Below are 15,674 nucleotides of genomic sequence, written 5' to 3' on the forward strand. Positions count from 1 at the left end.
CTTGCCAGGTACTGCGTTGCGTCTGTCAGCCGAACCCGTCCGCCGGTCGAAATAATAGGTTAAAGGTACGCATTTGTGAGAATCAATGCCAGAATTGAGTACTTGCTGTCACAAGTAACAAGGAAGGGGGAAGGGAAAACATGACGCCCTCAACGCAGCACTGTGCACTGTGCACTTGACAGCGTTTGAGAAGGCGCATGAGTGAAAGCCTGGTGAGCCGGGGCAGGTGCAACGCCTGCCCCGGCTTCTCCGCATGCAGCAGACCCCAGGCAGATCGCTCAGAACCTGGAACCCGGAACGACTTCAGGTGTTCTGCCGAAAGTGCACGATGGCGGGCCCGATCCAGCAATAGTCAGACCCGTCGGCGTACACCGGATCGAAACGCAGCAGGTTCGGTCCGCTCGTCAGCAACCGGTTGGAGGGAAAGTCGATCTGCACCGTGTGCATGATGATGAAAGCGTGGTTCGTCCAGCGTGGCACGGTGAACTGGCCCAGCGACTGTCCATTGAGCGTGACCCGGATGTTCAGGCCCGGCACGCCAGCACGGAATCCGCCAAGGGCCGACACCTGAAGAATCCCCACCTTGTTGGCATTGCGCCCGCCTGAAAAGAAGGTGGTGGTCAGCGGCGCGGCACCTGAGAGAAAGCGCTGCGCGGTGGCGACATCGAAGTCCGATACCTCAGCCATGGTCTTCTCCCTTGGCCAGCAGGGCCAGATAGTCCGCCTCGGTCAGTTGCGGGTCCAGGGCATTGCCCAGCGATATCCCCAGCAGGTCGGCCAGCAGCCCGATGCGGGCCACATCGTCATCGGGGGGCAGTGGGCGGGCTTCGGCTTCCCAGGCCATGCCCCGGGACGAGGCCAGCCGCCCCAGCATGTCGGCCTTGGGCCGCAGTGGTCGTTCCATGGTGACTCCTTGCTTCACGTTGGCGATCCGGAAGGCCTGAGCCGCCCGGCACAGAGGCCCCGATCCACCGCGTCCTGTAGCCAGTGCAGACCGGAGCTTCTGGTCACTCTAGAACGGCTTTGCAACCGATGCATCTCACAGACGGGGGAAGCAACGCATGGGGTCATCTGAATTCGACAGCCCACAGACCTTGGCGCACACTGGCAAAAGAACGCATACATATGCCCGGCGCACCTGGAAGTCCTTTGAACCTCTCAAAACCTTCATTGATCCCAGCTCACACCCGTCTGGCCAAAGATGTCGACATGGTGAATGCCGAAACCGGCGCAGACGCCGGTCTTTCGGCGACCGAAGCCGCCCGGCGGCTGAGCGAGGAAGGTCCCAACTCCCTGCCAGGTGGCCAGCGCCGCAGCCTGCCGACCATCGCCATCGAGACCCTGCGCGAGCCGATGCTCCTTCTGCTGCTGGCGGCAGGCTCGCTCTACCTGGCGTTCGGTGACCTGCAAGAGGGCCTGACCCTGTTTGGCTTTGTGGTGGTTACCCTGGGACTGACGCTGTACCAGGAGGGCAAGACCGAGCGCGCCATCGACGCATTGCGCGACCTGACCAGCCCGCGTGCACTGGTGATCCGCGACAACGCATCCCTGCGCATCGCAGGCAGCGACGTGGTGCGCGGCGACCTGCTGCAACTGAGCGAAGGCGACCGGGTTTCTGCCGATGCCTTGCTGCTGTCGGCCGACGGCATGCAGGCCGACGAATCGCTGCTGACCGGTGAGGCGGTGCCAGTGGGCAAGCGCGCCGCGCTACCCGCCGAACAATCAACCGGGCAGGGACCTGGCACCCCCCCCACCGATACACACAGCGTGAGACCCGGCGGGGATGATCTGCCCATGGTGTACGCCGGCACCCTGATCGTGAGGGGGCATGGACTGGCCCGGGTCACAGCCACCGGCACACGCAGCGAGATCGGACGCATTGGCAAGGCGCTGGGCACGGTGGAGCGCGAGCGATCCCCTCTGCAGAAGCAGACCGCCGTCCTGGTGCGCAACCTGGCCCTGCTCGCCCTGATGCTCAGCCTGGCGCTCGTGCTGGTGCATGGACTCGTGCGAAACGACTGGCTGCAGGCGGTGCTGGCTGGCATTGCCCTGGCGATGGCGATGCTGCCAGAGGAGTACCCGGTGGTGATGACCGTGTTCCCGGCTCTGGGCGCGCGTCGCCTCTCCAGGGAGGGTGTGCTCACGCGTCGCATCAACGCGATCGAAACGCTCGGCGCCACCACCGTGCTGTGCAGCGACAAGACCGGCACCCTCACCGGCAACCGCATGACGGTGACCCACCTGGCCGCCGGAGGTGTGGCGCTAGGCGAGCGGCTGGCGCTCGACACGCTGGGCGAGTCGCCCTTGCCCGAGGCCTTTCATGCGCTGGTGGAGTTCTCAATTCTTGCCAGTGTGGCGGACCCGTTCGACCCGATGGAAAAGGCGTTTCACCACCTCGGTGAGCGGTTTCTCTCCGACACCGAGCACCTGCACCGGGACTGGCGCCTGGTTCAGACATACGCGCTCAGCCCGGCGCTGCGGGCGATGTCTCATGTGTGGATGACCTCAGTGGGAGGTAACCAGACGGTGGCCGCCAAGGGCGCTCCCGAGGCGGTGATGGACCTGTGCCACCTCAGCGCCGAACGGAAGACCGGCATTGCCCGGGTGGTGGACGAACTGGCTGGCCAGGGGTTGCGCGTGCTCGCGGTGGCCAGCGGTACCTTTGAAGGACAGGAATGGCCAGCAACCGAGCACGATTTCGACTTCGGTTTCGTCGGGCTACTGGGTCTCGCCGACCCGGTTCGACCGCAGGTGCCTGCGGCCATTGCGGAGTGTCGGGCGGCCGGCATCCGTGTGGTGATGATCACCGGCGACTATCCCGCCACGGCGCGGACCATTGCACAGCAGGCCGGGCTGACGGGAGCGACCGGCGATGTGCTCTCAGGGGACGAAATGGCCACCTTGAGCGACGCGCAACTGCGCGAACGCATGGCCCAGGTCAGCGTGTGCGCCCGCATTGCGCCCGAGCAGAAATTGCGCATCGTGCAGGCACTGAAGGCGGGTGGCGACATCGTCGCCATGACCGGCGATGGCGTGAACGACGCACCAGCCCTGCGTGCCGCCCACGTGGGGGTGGCCATGGGGCAACGCGGCACCGACGTGGCACGTGAGTCGTCCGCACTGGTGCTGGTGGATGACGATTTCGCCGCCATCGTGCGGGCGGTGCGATTGGGTCGCCGCATCTTTGACAACCTGCGCAAGGCCATGTCATACATCCTTGCGGTGCATGTGCCGATTGCCGGCATGGCGCTGCTGCCGGTGCTGCTCGGATGGCCAGCGCTGCTGTTCCCGATGCACATTGCGCTGCTGGAACTGATCATCGATCCGTCGTGCTCCTTGGCTTTCGAGAACGAACCGGCCGAAAGCGACGTGATGCAGCGCCCACCCCGCGATGCCAGCGCGCCCCTCTTTGGCGGCATCACTCTCTGGCTGGCCCTGCTGCAGGGTCTGGGCGTGCTGGCGGCGGTGCTGGGCGCGTTCGCCTGGGCGCAGCCCCGGTTGCCCGAGGAGGAGGCTCGCGCCTTTGCCTTTGCCACGCTGGTGGTGGGCAACCTGGCCCTGATTCTGTCCAACCGCTCGGCGACACGACCGGTCTGGACCACACTGCGCGCGCCGAACACCACGCTGTGGGTGGTGATGGGCCTGGCGCTGATGGTGTTGCTGGGTGCGCTGTACCTGCCCTGGGCAGTCGGCGTGCTGCGTTTCGCCCCGCTGCCCGCGCACGAACTGGCGGCAGCGTGCGCGCTCGGCCTGCTGAGTGTGTTCTGGTTCGAAGCCATCAAGTGGGCCCGACGAGCACGAAACCGTCCCGCACGGTGACTTGGAGGTGCCACCACTTGACCGGCAACGGGCTGGAAGCAGGTGCCCGCGAAGGCCACGGGATGCCGAGGGTTGCCCCGTCTGACAAACGGAAACGGGATACACTGCGACCTGCTCCGGGGTGCACGGGCCTGCCAAGGCCCGGCGCTGAGATGGTTGAAAAACCGAACCCGTGAACTTGATCTGGCTAGTACCAGCGAAAGAAGAGCGCAGCCCCCAGGGCCTGCACCCGCCACCCGTCCACTTTCGACGGGTGAGCCCCCTTCAAGGGGCCAAGGGTGCAGGGTCTGAAGGGCGGTCTCCGGAGCATTCACAGCCCCACACAGGAGACCGCCGCCATGAACGCCCCCGACAAGATTCCCTTCGCTGACCAGTTCGCACTCAGCAGAGAGCCCTTCCCTGCCTCGCGCAAGGTCTACGTGCCCGGCTCGCAGGCCCGCATCCAGGTGCCCATGCGGGAAATTCTGCTGACCAATGGCGAACGCATCACGGTCTACGACACCTCCGGCCCCTACAGCGACCCGGCCGCTGCCATCGACGTGCGCACCGGCCTGGCCGATGTGCGCGGTGCGTGGATCGAAGCGCGCGGCGACACCGAAACTTACGCTGGCCGGGAGCGCGCCGCGCTGGACGACGGCATCAAGAACGAGGCGGCGCAGAACGGCACCACCATCGATCGCATCGAAGCCCTGCGTGCAGAAGCAGCTGGCCTGCAACGCACGCCGCGCCGTGCCAAAAGCGGCATGAACGTATCCCAGATGCACTACGCGCGAAAAGGCATCGTCACCCCCGAGATGGAATACGTGGCGCTGCGCGAAAACGGCAAGCGCGAATGGATGCGCGAATACCTGGGCGACCCGGCGCGTGAAGCGCGCCTGCGCGGCAACCCCATGGGTGCACGCATCCCCGAGGTGTTCACGCCCGAGTTCGTGCGCGACGAAGTGGCACGCGGCCGCGCCATCATCCCGGCCAACATCAACCACCCCGAGGTCGAGCCCATGGCCATCGGGCGCAACTTCGGCGTGAAGATCAACGCCAACATCGGCAACTCGGCCGTGACCTCCAGCATCGAGGAAGAAGTGGACAAGCTGGTGTGGGCGATCCGCTGGGGCGCCGACAACGTGATGGACCTGTCCACCGGCAAGAACATCCACACCACGCGCGACTGGATCGTGCGCAACAGCCCGGTGCCCATCGGCACGGTGCCGATCTACCAGGCGCTGGAGAAAGTGGGTGGCGTTGCCGAGGACCTCACGTGGGCCATCTACCGCGACACGCTGATCGAGCAGGCCGAACAGGGTGTCGACTACTTCACCATCCACGCCGGCGTGCGCCTGGCCTACATCCACCTCACCGCCCAGCGCCGCACCGGCATCGTCAGCCGTGGTGGCAGCATCCTTGCCAAGTGGTGCATCACCCATCACAAGGAAAACTTCCTCTATACGCACTTCGACGAGATCTGCGAGATCATGAAGGCCTACGACGTGAGCTTCTCGCTCGGCGACGGACTGCGCCCCGGTAGCGCGTCAGATGCGAACGACGAAGCGCAATTCGCTGAACTCAAGACACTGGGCGAGTTGACCCAGGTGGCCTGGAAGCACGACGTGCAGACCATGATCGAAGGCCCCGGCCACGTGCCCATGCACCTGATCCAGGCCAACATGGACGAGCAGCTCAAGCACTGCCACGAGGCGCCGTTCTACACGCTCGGCCCGCTGACCATCGACATCGCACCCGGCTACGACCACATCGCCTCGGCCGTGGGCGCGGCCATGATCGGCTGGATGGGCACCTCCATGCTCTGCTACGTGACGCCCAAGGAACACCTGGGCCTGCCCGACAGGGACGACGTGAAGCAGGGGATCATTGCTTACAAGATTGCTGCCCATGCGGCCGACATCGCCAAAGGCCACCCCGGCGCCCGCGCCCGCGACGATGCCATGAGCAAGGCGCGCTTCGAATTCCGCTGGCGCGACCAGTTCGCCCTGGGCCTTGACCCGCAGACCGCCGAGGATTACCACGACGAAACCCTACCCAAGGATTCGAGCAAGGAAGCGCACTTCTGCTCCATGTGCGGGCCCAAGTTCTGCTCCATGAAGATCACGCAGGACGTGCGCGACTACGCGGCCGCCAAGGGCGTGAGCGAAGAGCAGGCATTGACAGAAGGCATGGCCCAGAAGAGCGCGGAATTCAAGGCCGTGGGCGGCGAGTTCTACGTACCCGTCGACACCATTGGCAAGAAGGGCTGAGCCGTGATGCGCATTGGCATTGCCGGTGCGGGTGTGCTGGGGCGCCTGCTGGCCTGGCGGCTGTCGCGCGCCGGGCATGCGGTGACGGTGTTTGACCCGGCGGCAGGGCCAGGCGCGCCAGACACAGGTTCGCTGAGCCGTCCCTCCACCTGCGCTGCAGGCTTCACAGCGGCCGGCATGCTCAGCCCTGTCGCCGAGCTGGACAACGCCGGGCCGGCCATCGCCCGTCTGGGCTGGCGGTCGCTATCGCTGTGGCGCGGTGTCGCGGAAGAACTGCAAGCCGCCGGCTGCGGCGCAGTGCTGTTTGCCCAGCATGGCAGTCTGATGGTGGCCCACGGTGCGGACCTGGGCGCAGCGCGGCGCGTTCTGGCCCGGCTGGAGTCCGCGCCCGCGCTGGCCGCAGAGCTTCCCTCACCGCAACCGCTGGACCGTGCTGCGTTGGCCGAGCTGGAGCCTGCGTTGGCGCCTGGTTTACATGCCTGGTTGTTGCCCGATGAGGCACAAGTGATGTCGCGCGACATGCTGCAGGCGCTGGCCGTGCACACGCCGAACGTGCACTGGTGCTGGGGCGAACGGGTGGAACGGGTAGAGCCTCGCGTGCTGCATGTATTGGGCGACGGAGCGATGCGGTTTGATCTGGTGGTGGACGTGCGGGGTGTGGGTGCCCAATCCCCTGCCCGGTCGATGGCACACACCTCCGTTCGGACTCAGCCTGTCGAAGTCAAGCCCACTATCCCGATGCAAGCCCTTCAACACACCAAGGGCGAACGGATTGATTCAGACGCGATGCATGGCCTGCGGGGGGTGCGCGGCGAAGTCATCTGGCTGCACGCTCCCGGCGTGAGGCTGCAGCGCCCGGTGCGCCTGCTGCACCCGCGCCACCGTGTCTACATCGTTCCCCGTCCGGGCGACCTCTTTGTCATCGGCGCCAGCGAAATCGAAAGCGAAGACCGCTCGCCGGTGAGCCTGCGCAGCGCGGTGGAACTGATGGCCGCTGCCCACAGTGCCATTCCCGAACTGGCCGAAGCGCGCATCGTGCACATGGAAACCAACCTGCGCCCCGCCCTGCCAGACAACGAACCCCATACCCACTTTGAGCCCGGCTTGCTTCGGATCAATGGCCTGTTCCGCCATGGCTGGTTGCTGGCGCCGGCGCTGGTGGAAGATGCGATTGCTCAACTGGAGACCATGTCGCGCGGACCCGAAGGCCCTCACCCTCCTTCGACAAGCTCAGGACAGGCCAAGCCTCTCCCGCAAGCGGGAGAGGGAGTTTCACGCGATCGAACCAACGCCCCGACAGAAAGGTCTTCACTCCCTCGCCCCTATGGGGAGAGGGCTGGGGTGAGGGGCTCGCCTGAGCCAACGCCCGAAACACACCAGAACCACTGACCCTGGTTCGCAAAAGGAATGCCTATGCCAGAAACCCTCTCCAAGCCAGAGGCCTATCTGCGCTTCAACGACCACACCCTGCCCTGCCCGCAAGGCCTGACGCTGGCCGCCGTGCTGGAAGTGCAAGGAATGGCCGCCAACAAGGTGGCCACGGCAGTCAATGGCGAGTTCGTGCCTGCCACCCTGCGCGCTTCAACCCTGCTCAAGCCCGGCGACACGGTGCTGACCTTTCAAGCCATCGTCGGAGGCTGAACATGGAACACCCCCGCGCCGCTTTCAGCGTCACCCCCAAGGGGGCGATACCAGTCGTCCGGCGAAGCCGGCCCGACGGTATCTCTGGATGGGGCACTTCGCGCCGGAAGCGCTGTGCTCTGAATCCAAGGAGTCATTGATGAAACAAGCATCCCCCTCCACCTGGGCGCCTTACGGCGTCGACCTGCAGAGCCGCTTCCTGCTCGGCACGGCCGGCTACCCCTCTCCACGGGTGCTCGCAGACAGCATCGCGGCCAGCGGCACACAAGTGGTCACGGTGGGCCTGAAGCGTACGCTCGCAGCAGGCGGCGACAACGGCTTCATCGAAATCATCCGCACCGCCATGAAAGAACGGGGCGCTCACCTGCTGCCCAACACCGCCGGCTGCCGCACCGCGCGCGAAGCCGTCACTCTGGCCCACATGGCGCGGGAGCTGTACGGCACGCACTGGATCAAGCTGGAAGTGGTGGGCGACGAACACACGCTGCAGCCCGACCCCTGGGGCACGGTGGAAGCAGCGGCGCAACTCACCAGAGACGGCTTTGCCGTGTTCCCCTACTGCACCGACGACCTGGTCACCTGCCAGCGCCTGCTGGACGCGGGTTGTGAGGTGCTCATGCCTTGGGGAGCGCCCATCGGCTCCGGGCAAGGTCTCATCAACCCCTTTGCTCTGCGTACGCTGCGCGCGCGCCTGCCCGGTGTGCCGCTGGTAGTAGACGCCGGCATTGGCGCGCCTTCGCATGCCGCCGCTGCCATGGAGCTGGGTTTTGATGCCGTGCTGCTGAATTCGGCCGTGAGCCAGGCGGTGGATCCGGTGGGCATGGCACGGGCATTTGGCCTGGCCGTTGAATCCGGCAGGTCCGCATTCGAGGCCGGTGTGATGGCGCCGCAGGACATGGCGGTGGCCTCGACACCTGTCGGCGGCCACCCCTTTCTCATCCAATGAAGCACCTCCCGCCTTGCTTCACGGGCTACAGTTCGCGCTCCGGCGCAAGAGGAAAACGAACATGACCGCCATCATCTGGAGCATCGCCGGCACCGACAGCGGCGGCGGTGCCGGTCTGGCCGCCGACCAGCGCGCGGCCGATGCCTTCGGCGTGCACTGCTGCACCGTGGTCGCCGGTATCACAGCGCAGAGCACCACCGAAGTCACTCACATCGAAGCCACGCCCCCGGCGGTGCTGGAAGCGCAGCTCGCCACACTGGCGGCAGACATGCCCCCGCGCGTGATCAAGACCGGTCTACTGGGCAGTGCCGACAATGTGCGTGTGCTTGCCGCCTTCGTGGACAGGCTGCGCGAAGAACGACCCCTTGCGCTGGTGGTGGACCCGGTGCTGCGCGCCAGCACGGGGGCCGCTCTGGCCGACGCCGAGCTGCGCGCCGCCTACTGCGAGCTGCTGCTGCCGCGAGCCACCGTCATCACCCCCAACCAGGCCGAAGCGCTGGCTTTGCTGGGTGGCGACTTTCCCGGCGACATTCCCGCGCAGTCCCAGGCGCTGCGCGCTCTGGGCTGCGATGCGGTGGTCATCACGGGTGGCGACGCTGCCGCGATCAGCCGCCACGCCAGCCTCTCGCTGGACTGGCTGGACACCCCGCACGCGAAAGGCTGGCTCAGCCTGCCGCGCGAGAACACACCGCACAACCACGGCACAGGCTGCACCTTTGCCTCTGCCATGGCGGCCGCCCTTGCGCTGGGCTGGGTGTTGGCCGACGCGGCCGTGCTGGCCAAGATGGCGGCCACGCACGCGCTGCGCCATGCGCGCGCGGTCGGCCGAGGGGTTGGCCCGGTCATCGCTCGCGAGGGTTTCGGAGTGGACCCGTCCTTGCTACCGCGCCTGTCACTCGGCAGCGAAGCGCCTGCAGCCTGGTCCACACGCCCGCCCAGCCCGGTCCCAGGTGTCTACGCCATCGTCGACAGCGCGGAGCGCGTGCGCCAGTGTGTCGACGCGGGCGCACGCACGGTGCAACTGCGCATCAAGCGCCCATCGATCACGCCGCCGGAAGACCCCGTCTGGCAAGCGCAACTGGCTGCAGAAATCCAGCTGGCCCAATCCGTGGCCAACGCCGCTGGCGCCACGCTCTTCATCAACGACCACTGGCAGCCCGCACTGGCCCACGGTGCCCGCGCCCTGCACCTGGGCCAGGAAGACCTGCTCGCCCTTTCGCCAGGCGACCACGCGCAACTGGCCGCCGCCCGGGCAAGTGGCGTGGCACTGGGCCTGAGTTCGCACAGCTTGTGGGAACTGTGCCGTGCGCACGCCCTGCTGCCCGACTACGTGGCCTGCGGCCCCGTGTGGCCCACCACCACCAAGGACATGCCCTGGCTCCCGCAAGGCCTGGACAACCTGGCCTGGTGGGCACACATGGCACCCGCACCGGTAGTGGCCATTGGCGGCATCCTCACACCCGCCCAACTGAGCCAGGCGGCCGCGTGCGGGGCGGGTGGAGGCTGCGTGGTACGGGGCCTGGGCGACGATCCGGCCACGACATGGCCAGTCTGGCAGCAAGCCTGGGATGCGGGGCTGGGCAGCAAGAAGCGCGACGTGCCGGCGCTGCCGAACCCCACCCTCTGAAGACCTTGACCGATCGGCTCTGCGATGCCTCCGCAAGCCGAGAAACACAGAAAGATGACCGAAACACACTGCTGATGCGGGCCGGTCCACCTCTGAAGGTACTGTCAAGCCCCAAGATCAACTCATTGACCGACGTTCATTCCTAGAATGTCCCGATGCACCCCGCGCCCTTTTCCGAATTCGCCCTGCTGCTGATGGCGGCCGCCCTGGCCGGCGCACTCTTCGTACGGCTCAAGCAGCCGGTGCTGATCGCCTACATCGTCATCGGCATTGCACTCGGCCCGGCCGGGTTTTCGCTGGTGCAGGCACACGACCAGATCGACCTGCTCGCCCAGATCGGTGTGACCGTGTTGCTGTTCGTGGTGGGTCTCAAGCTGGACCTGCAGCATGTCAGGCACATCGGCCCGGTGGCGCTGGCCACAGGCCTGGGGCAACTGGCCTTCACCATCGTCTTCGGCTTCGTGCTCATCCTGCTGCTGGGCAAGTCGCCGGTGGAAGCGCTGTACGTGGCGGTGGCGCTCACGTTCTCCAGCACCATCATCATCGTCAAGCTGCTGTCGGACAAGCGCGAGCTCGACAGCCTGCACGGCCGCATTGCGGTGGGTTTTCTGATCGTGCAGGACCTGGCCGTGGTGCTGGCCATGATGGCCATGAGCGCGCTCAAGACGACCGAGGTGGGTGCGGCCGATGAGCTGGGTTGGGTGACGGTGGCCGCCTCACTGGTGGGGCGCGTGCTGGCGGCGGTGGTGGTGATGGCGGTGCTGATGCGCTATGTGCTGCCCCGGGTGGTGGCGGCCATGGCGAAGTCGCAGGAACTGCTGCTTATTTTCGCGCTGGCCTGGGGCCTGGCGCTGGCCGCGCTGGGTGAATGGGCGGGCTTCAGCAAGGAAGCCGGTGCCTTCCTTGCCGGTTTTTCGCTGGCGTCCACGCCCTACCGTGAAGCGGTGAACGCGCGGCTCACAGGCATTCGCGACTTCCTGCTGTTGTTCTTTTTCATCGACCTGGGGGCGAAGCTGGAAATGTCCACGCTGGGCGCCGAGCTGGGTCCGGCGATGGTGCTGTCGGTATTTGTGCTGATCGGCAACCCGCTGATCGTGATGGCCATCATGGGCTTCATGGGGTACCGACGGCGCACCGGTTTCCTCGCCGGTCTCACGGTGGCGCAGATCAGCGAGTTTTCCATCGTGTTCGTGGCCATGGGCATCACGCTGGGTCATGTGGGCGTGACCGCGCTGGGCCTGACCACGCTGGTGGGCCTGATCACCATCACGTTGTCCACCTACATGATTCTTTATTCACACCGACTGTTTGAATGGCTCGCACCATGGCTGCGAGTTTTCGAACGCACCACACCGTTTCGGGAAATGGAGGTGGAGGACCGGAACGATGCAAAGGCCGAGGCCGACATTCTGGTGTTCGGCATGGGGCGCTATGGCAGCCGTCTGCTTCAGCGCTTGCGTGCGCAGGGCGTGAAGGCGGTGGGCGTGGACTTCGACCCCGAAGCCGTGCGCGACTGGCACCGGAAGGGCTTGCCGGTGCGATTCGGTGATGCCGAAGACCCGGACTTTCTCGAATCGCTGCCGCTGCCGCGCACGCGATGGGTGGTCAGCACGCTGCCACAGGGCGAATCCAACCGCGCCTTGCTGCATGCACTGCGGACCAGTGGCTACACAGGGAAAGTGGCGGTGGCCGTGCGGGATGAGGTTCAGTCGGCAGCCATGTCGGCTGCCGGCATTGACCGCGTGTTCAATCTGTTCGACGATGCGGCGGAGCAGGCCACCCACAAGGTGTGTGAAGCCCTGATGCAGGAGCACAATGACTCCTCCCCGGCCCGGTCCGAGCCCACACACCGCGTCCCGCCCGGGCCTGCGGCTCCAGCACCTGCCAAAGACTCGCCATGACCAACCGTCTCAAGATCGATCTGAACGCCCTCGTGGTTGCCACGGATTTTTCCACCGCAGCGAGACGTGCGACCGACCGTGCCGCACTCATCGCCCGCGACCAGTCCTTGCCCCTTCACCTGCTGCATGTGGTCCATGGCAATCTGCTGAACGACCTGAAGGCCTGGCTGGACAACAGCAACCTGTGGCAGGTCCGCATGTCGCAGCAGACGCGCAAGCGCCTGGACGACGAGGTGGTGCGGCTGCTGGCCGAACTGGGTGGCGACCTCATTCTGCTCACCCACATGGTCGATGGACAGCCCGTGAGCGAGATCTGCGACCAGGTTGAAGCGGTCGATGCCGGCCTGGTGGTGGTGGGGGTGCGCGGCACCAATCCGATGCACCACCTGTTGATCGGCACCACAGCCGAACGGCTGATGGGCAAGACCAATGTGCCGCTGCTGGCGGTGCGTACCGAAGCCAGCGAGCCCTACCGGCGGGTGCTGGTGCCCATGGATTTTTCAAGGTGGTCGGAGCAGGCGCTGGAAGTGGCGCGGGCCGTGGCGCCCGATGCGCACCTGGTGCTCATGCACAGCTTCTCGATTCCTTTCGAAGAAAAGCTGCGCTTTGCCGGTGTGGACGACGCCACCCTGAGCCACTACCGCGAGCGCGCCCGCCAGGACGCGCGCGATCACCTGCAGGCGCTGGTGGATCGGCACAGCCTGCTGCCCGACCAGTTCACCCTGAGCCTGACCGAAGGCGACGCGCCCATGCACATCCTCATGCAGGCCAGCGAACGGGCCTGCGACCTGATCGTGATCGGCAAACACGGGCGCCAGGCGGCCGAAGAACTGCTGCTGGGCAGCGTGACCAAGCACGTGCTGGCCGAAGCCGAAATCGACGTGCTGGTGTCCACGCACCGCACCGATTGACCAACCACGCGGTTTGACCAAGCGATAGGAGACAATCCTGCCGCCATGAGTCTTTCAATTTCAGCAGCCACAACCGCCCCCGTCGACGCCGACCTGCCCCCACTGGACGCCACGCCGCCCGGTCTGTACCGCCACTACAAAGGCGGCTGGTATGCGGTGATCGACACCGTTCGCTGCAGCGAGACCCTTCATGCCATGACGGTCTACCGTGCCCTGTACGGCGGCTTCGGTCTCTGGGTGCGTCCGGCCGCCATGTTCAACGAAAGCGCAGCGTTTGAAGGCCGGATGCACCGCAGGTTTGTGCGCTGGAATCCTGCGGAGGTGCCGCTGGCCGACCTGCCCACCGCGCAGGCCCTGGCGGCGTATCTGCGCGATCAGGCCCAGCACCGCGGCATGAACCTGGATACCGCCCTGCGCCCGCCCCCGACCGAGCCCACCACCTGTTGCGAACGCGGCTGCAACGGCTGTGTGTGGGAAGGGTTCTACAACGCGATGGGTTTCTGGCGGGACGATGCGATCGAGCTGATCATCAACCGAACAGATCCCCCTGCCCCCGCAGCGCCGCCGGCCGGAAGCGGCTCAGGTCCAGCGGTTCACGGTCGCGGTTGAAGCCCAGGCGGTCGCAGGTTTTCGTGAAGCGTTGACGCAGCAGGTCGGCCCAGATGCCCTGACCTTTCATGCGGGTGGTGAAGTCGGCGTCGTAATCCTTGCCGCCGTGCAGGTCCTGCACGCGGGCCATCACGCGTTCGGCACGGTCGGGATGGTGCAGTTGCAGCCACTGGCGGAACATGGGCTTGAGTTCCCAGGGCAGGCGCAGCACCTGGTAGAACGCCCGGCGCGCCCCTACCTCAAATGCAGCCTCCAGCACCTGCTCCATGTCGGTGTTGATGAACGGAATCTGCGGCGACACGCTCACACCCACCGGCACCCAAGCTTCGGCCAGGGTACGAATCGTGCGCAGCCGCCGGTGCGGTGCGGCGGCGCGCGGTTCCAGGATGCGCGCCAGTTTGGCGTCCAGGGTCGTGAGGGTCACGTACACCGCCGCCAGCCGCTGTGCACCCATGGGCGCAAGCAGGTCCAGATCGCGCTCCACGCCGCTGCCCTTGGTCACCATGGCCAGCGGAAAATGTGCAGCGCTCAAAACTTCCAGCACCTCGCGGGTGAGGCGCAGCTCACGCTCGATGGGTTGGTAGGCGTCGGTCACGGTACCCACCGCCAGCCGCTCCGGCACAAAGCCGGGACGCAGCAATTCATCGCGCAGCACCGCCGCGATGTTGCGCTTGGCCACCAGCCGGGTTTCAAAGTCCAGCCCGGGTGAGAGGTTCAGGTAGCTGTGGCTGGGCCGCGCGTAGCAGTACACGCAGCCGTGCTCGCAGCCCCGGTACGGATTCAGGCCCAGCGTGAAGCCGAGATCGGGTGAATCGTTGCGGGTGATGGCGCTGCGGGCGTTTTCGAACGCGACCTCGGTCGCTGGGGCGGCCGCTTCTTCGCCGGCGTTCACAGTCTCATCCAGCGAGCCCCAGCCGTCATCGAAGGCACCCCGCGTATCGCGTTCGAACCGGTGCGGCTGATGATGGGCGATACCCCGGCCCTTGATGGCGTGTATGGGAATGGAAACACCGGTCATGGTGAGGACACAGTCTGGTTCGCTGGAGGGGATGGCGGGGGTAGGTCAGATCAAGATACTGGATAAACATCCAGACTCTACCGCAGATGTTCTTGCAGGACCACCCACACACAGGCGCTCCTGCGAACGTGTCAGAACAGGCCTTTTCCGCACGCATGCAGAGTGGCCAGGCCGCAAGGCCTGCCACCCTGGGCGGATCACCTGCCCGTGTTCTGCGGGCCAGGCTCTGGCCCGACGTCGTAGGTCCCAAAGACGTCTTTCACCAACAGAACTTCAGGCAGCACGTACACAATGCCGTCCGTGCCGGCAAAGGCCGGGCTCACCACCTGCTTGTAAAACCGGGCGGGAAGGTTGATGCAACCATAGGAAATTCGTCGCTCGGACGGCAGCGCACTGGCCAGCCTTTCGGCTCGGCGCTCGAGGGGATGGCCAGGCACCACCGGGTGCATGGAGACCGCGGTGTCGTAGTCCACCCAGAGCATCTCCTGGCCCTTGAGGTTCCTGTCCAGATTCGCGACAAAGCGCCCTGCCGGCGTGGTACGTTCTTCTGGGCGAATGTCGGACAGCTTTTTTTCGCCGATACCGGGCACCGAATGATCGCCAATGGCCAGCCCGAGCAGGGCCGAAGATGCGCCCTGCAAGGCCCCGTGGGCATCGAACACGAACACTGTGGCTTGGCGCTTGTCCACGATCACGAACGGCATCTTGCGGTTGTCGCCCGAATCCACCACCCAGTGGGCCACATGCCGGGCTTCCTTGGAAGCGGGGGTCTGACCAAAGTCGGCGCCTTTCGCACCCCGGGGTGCGACCGGGGGCGTTGTGGGCGCCGTTGTCGGCGTGGCGGGTTGTGTGACAAGCGGCGACGCACCTGCCTGGGTGGCGAGCAAGCCGCTGCAGAGCAGAACCCAGAGCAAGCTCCGGGTCCTGAGCGCCAGCTTTTTATTCGAAGCGCT

General features: G+C 65.8%; 13 protein-coding genes, 1 pseudogene and 1 riboswitch. Of the genes and pseudogenes, 10 read left to right on the forward strand and 4 right to left on the reverse strand.

Going from position 1 to position 15,674, the window contains the following annotated elements; all coding sequences use genetic code 11:
* Window positions 1–303: 303 nt before the first annotated feature.
* Both Q7V46_RS03330 and Q7V46_RS03335 read right to left on the reverse strand, forming a co-directional pair.
* Complete coding sequence (locus Q7V46_RS03330; RefSeq protein WP_304912092.1) at window positions 304–687, reverse strand: hypothetical protein; 384 nt, start codon at window positions 685–687, stop codon at window positions 304–306.
* Entirely contained in the window at window positions 680–904 is a 225-nt protein-coding gene (locus tag Q7V46_RS03335; RefSeq protein ID WP_304912093.1) for a hypothetical protein, read from the reverse strand. The genes Q7V46_RS03330 and Q7V46_RS03335 overlap by 8 nt, the downstream gene beginning before the upstream one ends.
* A gap of 305 nt (window positions 905–1,209) precedes the next feature.
* On the opposite strand from Q7V46_RS03335, the gene Q7V46_RS03340 reads away from it, so the two are divergent.
* From Q7V46_RS03340 to Q7V46_RS03385, 10 genes and pseudogenes are all read left to right on the forward strand, one after another.
* Complete coding sequence (locus tag Q7V46_RS03340) at window positions 1,210–3,819, forward strand: cation-translocating P-type ATPase (RefSeq protein ID WP_304912126.1); 2,610 nt, start codon at window positions 1,210–1,212, stop codon at window positions 3,817–3,819.
* Window positions 3,820–3,926: 107 nt separating this feature from the next.
* Window positions 3,927–4,041, forward strand: a riboswitch (TPP riboswitch).
* Window positions 4,042–4,157: 116 nt separating this feature from the next.
* The gene (gene thiC, locus Q7V46_RS03345) at window positions 4,158–6,068 is read left to right on the forward strand and encodes a phosphomethylpyrimidine synthase ThiC (RefSeq protein WP_304912094.1); all 1,911 of its coding nucleotides are present in this window, start codon (window positions 4,158–4,160) and stop codon (window positions 6,066–6,068) included.
* A 33-nt stretch (window positions 6,069–6,101) separates the two neighbouring features.
* Window positions 6,102–7,457: an FAD-dependent oxidoreductase gene (locus Q7V46_RS03350; protein WP_370690273.1), complete on the forward strand. Its 1,356-nt coding sequence runs from the start codon at window positions 6,102–6,104 to the stop codon at window positions 7,455–7,457.
* Window positions 7,458–7,481: 24 nt separating this feature from the next.
* A complete protein-coding gene (thiS, locus tag Q7V46_RS03355; RefSeq protein ID WP_304912095.1) occupies window positions 7,482–7,709 on the forward strand; it encodes a sulfur carrier protein ThiS in 228 nt (75 codons plus the stop codon).
* Window positions 7,710–7,848: 139 nt separating this feature from the next.
* On the forward strand, window positions 7,849–8,655 hold the full coding sequence (locus Q7V46_RS03360) for a thiazole synthase (protein WP_304912096.1): 807 nt from the start codon (window positions 7,849–7,851) through the stop codon (window positions 8,653–8,655).
* A gap of 61 nt (window positions 8,656–8,716) precedes the next feature.
* Entirely contained in the window at window positions 8,717–10,282 is a 1,566-nt protein-coding gene (gene thiD, locus Q7V46_RS03365) for a bifunctional hydroxymethylpyrimidine kinase/phosphomethylpyrimidine kinase (protein WP_304912097.1), read from the forward strand.
* A gap of 155 nt (window positions 10,283–10,437) precedes the next feature.
* Window positions 10,438–12,183, forward strand: coding sequence for a cation:proton antiporter (locus Q7V46_RS03370; RefSeq protein ID WP_304912098.1), 1,746 nt, complete (start codon window positions 10,438–10,440; stop codon window positions 12,181–12,183).
* Window positions 12,180–13,094 carry a universal stress protein gene (locus Q7V46_RS03375; protein ID WP_304912099.1) on the forward strand — a complete coding sequence of 305 codons (915 nt, stop codon included), beginning with the start codon at window positions 12,180–12,182 and terminating at the stop codon, window positions 13,092–13,094. Before Q7V46_RS03370 ends, Q7V46_RS03375 begins: the two co-directional genes overlap by 4 nt.
* 45 nt (window positions 13,095–13,139) lie before the next feature.
* Window positions 13,140–13,400 (forward strand): annotated as a pseudogene (locus tag Q7V46_RS03380) (DUF1653 domain-containing protein); the annotation flags it as partial.
* An 87-nt stretch (window positions 13,401–13,487) separates the two neighbouring features.
* Window positions 13,488–13,703 carry an oxidoreductase-like domain-containing protein gene (locus Q7V46_RS03385; protein WP_304912128.1) on the forward strand — a complete coding sequence of 72 codons (216 nt, stop codon included), beginning with the start codon at window positions 13,488–13,490 and terminating at the stop codon, window positions 13,701–13,703.
* Here the strand turns inward: Q7V46_RS03385 and Q7V46_RS03390 are convergent.
* Window positions 13,624–14,721 carry a PA0069 family radical SAM protein gene (locus tag Q7V46_RS03390; RefSeq protein ID WP_304912100.1) on the reverse strand — a complete coding sequence of 366 codons (1,098 nt, stop codon included), beginning with the start codon at window positions 14,719–14,721 and terminating at the stop codon, window positions 13,624–13,626. The two genes, Q7V46_RS03385 and Q7V46_RS03390, sit on opposite strands and share 80 nt — an antisense overlap.
* A gap of 197 nt (window positions 14,722–14,918) precedes the next feature.
* On the reverse strand, window positions 14,919–15,635 hold the full coding sequence (locus tag Q7V46_RS03395) for a hypothetical protein (RefSeq protein WP_304912101.1): 717 nt from the start codon (window positions 15,633–15,635) through the stop codon (window positions 14,919–14,921).
* Window positions 15,636–15,674: the final 39 nt, after the last annotated feature.

This window comes from Hydrogenophaga sp. (genome assembly GCF_030651625.1).
Lineage (GTDB): Bacteria > Pseudomonadota > Gammaproteobacteria > Burkholderiales > Burkholderiaceae_C > Hydrogenophaga.

Bases quoted from the DNA above. Each gene is read 5' to 3' on its own strand.
- Q7V46_RS03390 (WP_304912100.1), bottom strand. From the start codon at position 14,721: ATGACCGGTGTTTCCATTCCCATACACGCCATCAAGGGCCGGGGTATC.
- Q7V46_RS03330 (WP_304912092.1), bottom strand. From the start codon at position 687: ATGGCTGAGGTATCGGACTTCGATGTCGCCACCGCGCAGCGCTTTCTC.
- Q7V46_RS03360 (WP_304912096.1), top strand. From the start codon at position 7,849: ATGAAACAAGCATCCCCCTCCACCTGGGCGCCTTACGGCGTCGACCTG.
- thiC (WP_304912094.1), top strand. From the start codon at position 4,158: ATGAACGCCCCCGACAAGATTCCCTTCGCTGACCAGTTCGCACTCAGC.
- Q7V46_RS03340 (WP_304912126.1), top strand. From the start codon at position 1,210: ATGGTGAATGCCGAAACCGGCGCAGACGCCGGTCTTTCGGCGACCGAA.
- thiS (WP_304912095.1), top strand. From the start codon at position 7,482: ATGCCAGAAACCCTCTCCAAGCCAGAGGCCTATCTGCGCTTCAACGAC.
- Q7V46_RS03370 (WP_304912098.1), top strand. From the start codon at position 10,438: ATGCACCCCGCGCCCTTTTCCGAATTCGCCCTGCTGCTGATGGCGGCC.
- Q7V46_RS03385 (WP_304912128.1), top strand. From the start codon at position 13,488: ATGAACCTGGATACCGCCCTGCGCCCGCCCCCGACCGAGCCCACCACC.
- thiD (WP_304912097.1), top strand. From the start codon at position 8,717: ATGACCGCCATCATCTGGAGCATCGCCGGCACCGACAGCGGCGGCGGT.
- Q7V46_RS03335 (WP_304912093.1), bottom strand. From the start codon at position 904: ATGGAACGACCACTGCGGCCCAAGGCCGACATGCTGGGGCGGCTGGCC.
- Q7V46_RS03375 (WP_304912099.1), top strand. From the start codon at position 12,180: ATGACCAACCGTCTCAAGATCGATCTGAACGCCCTCGTGGTTGCCACG.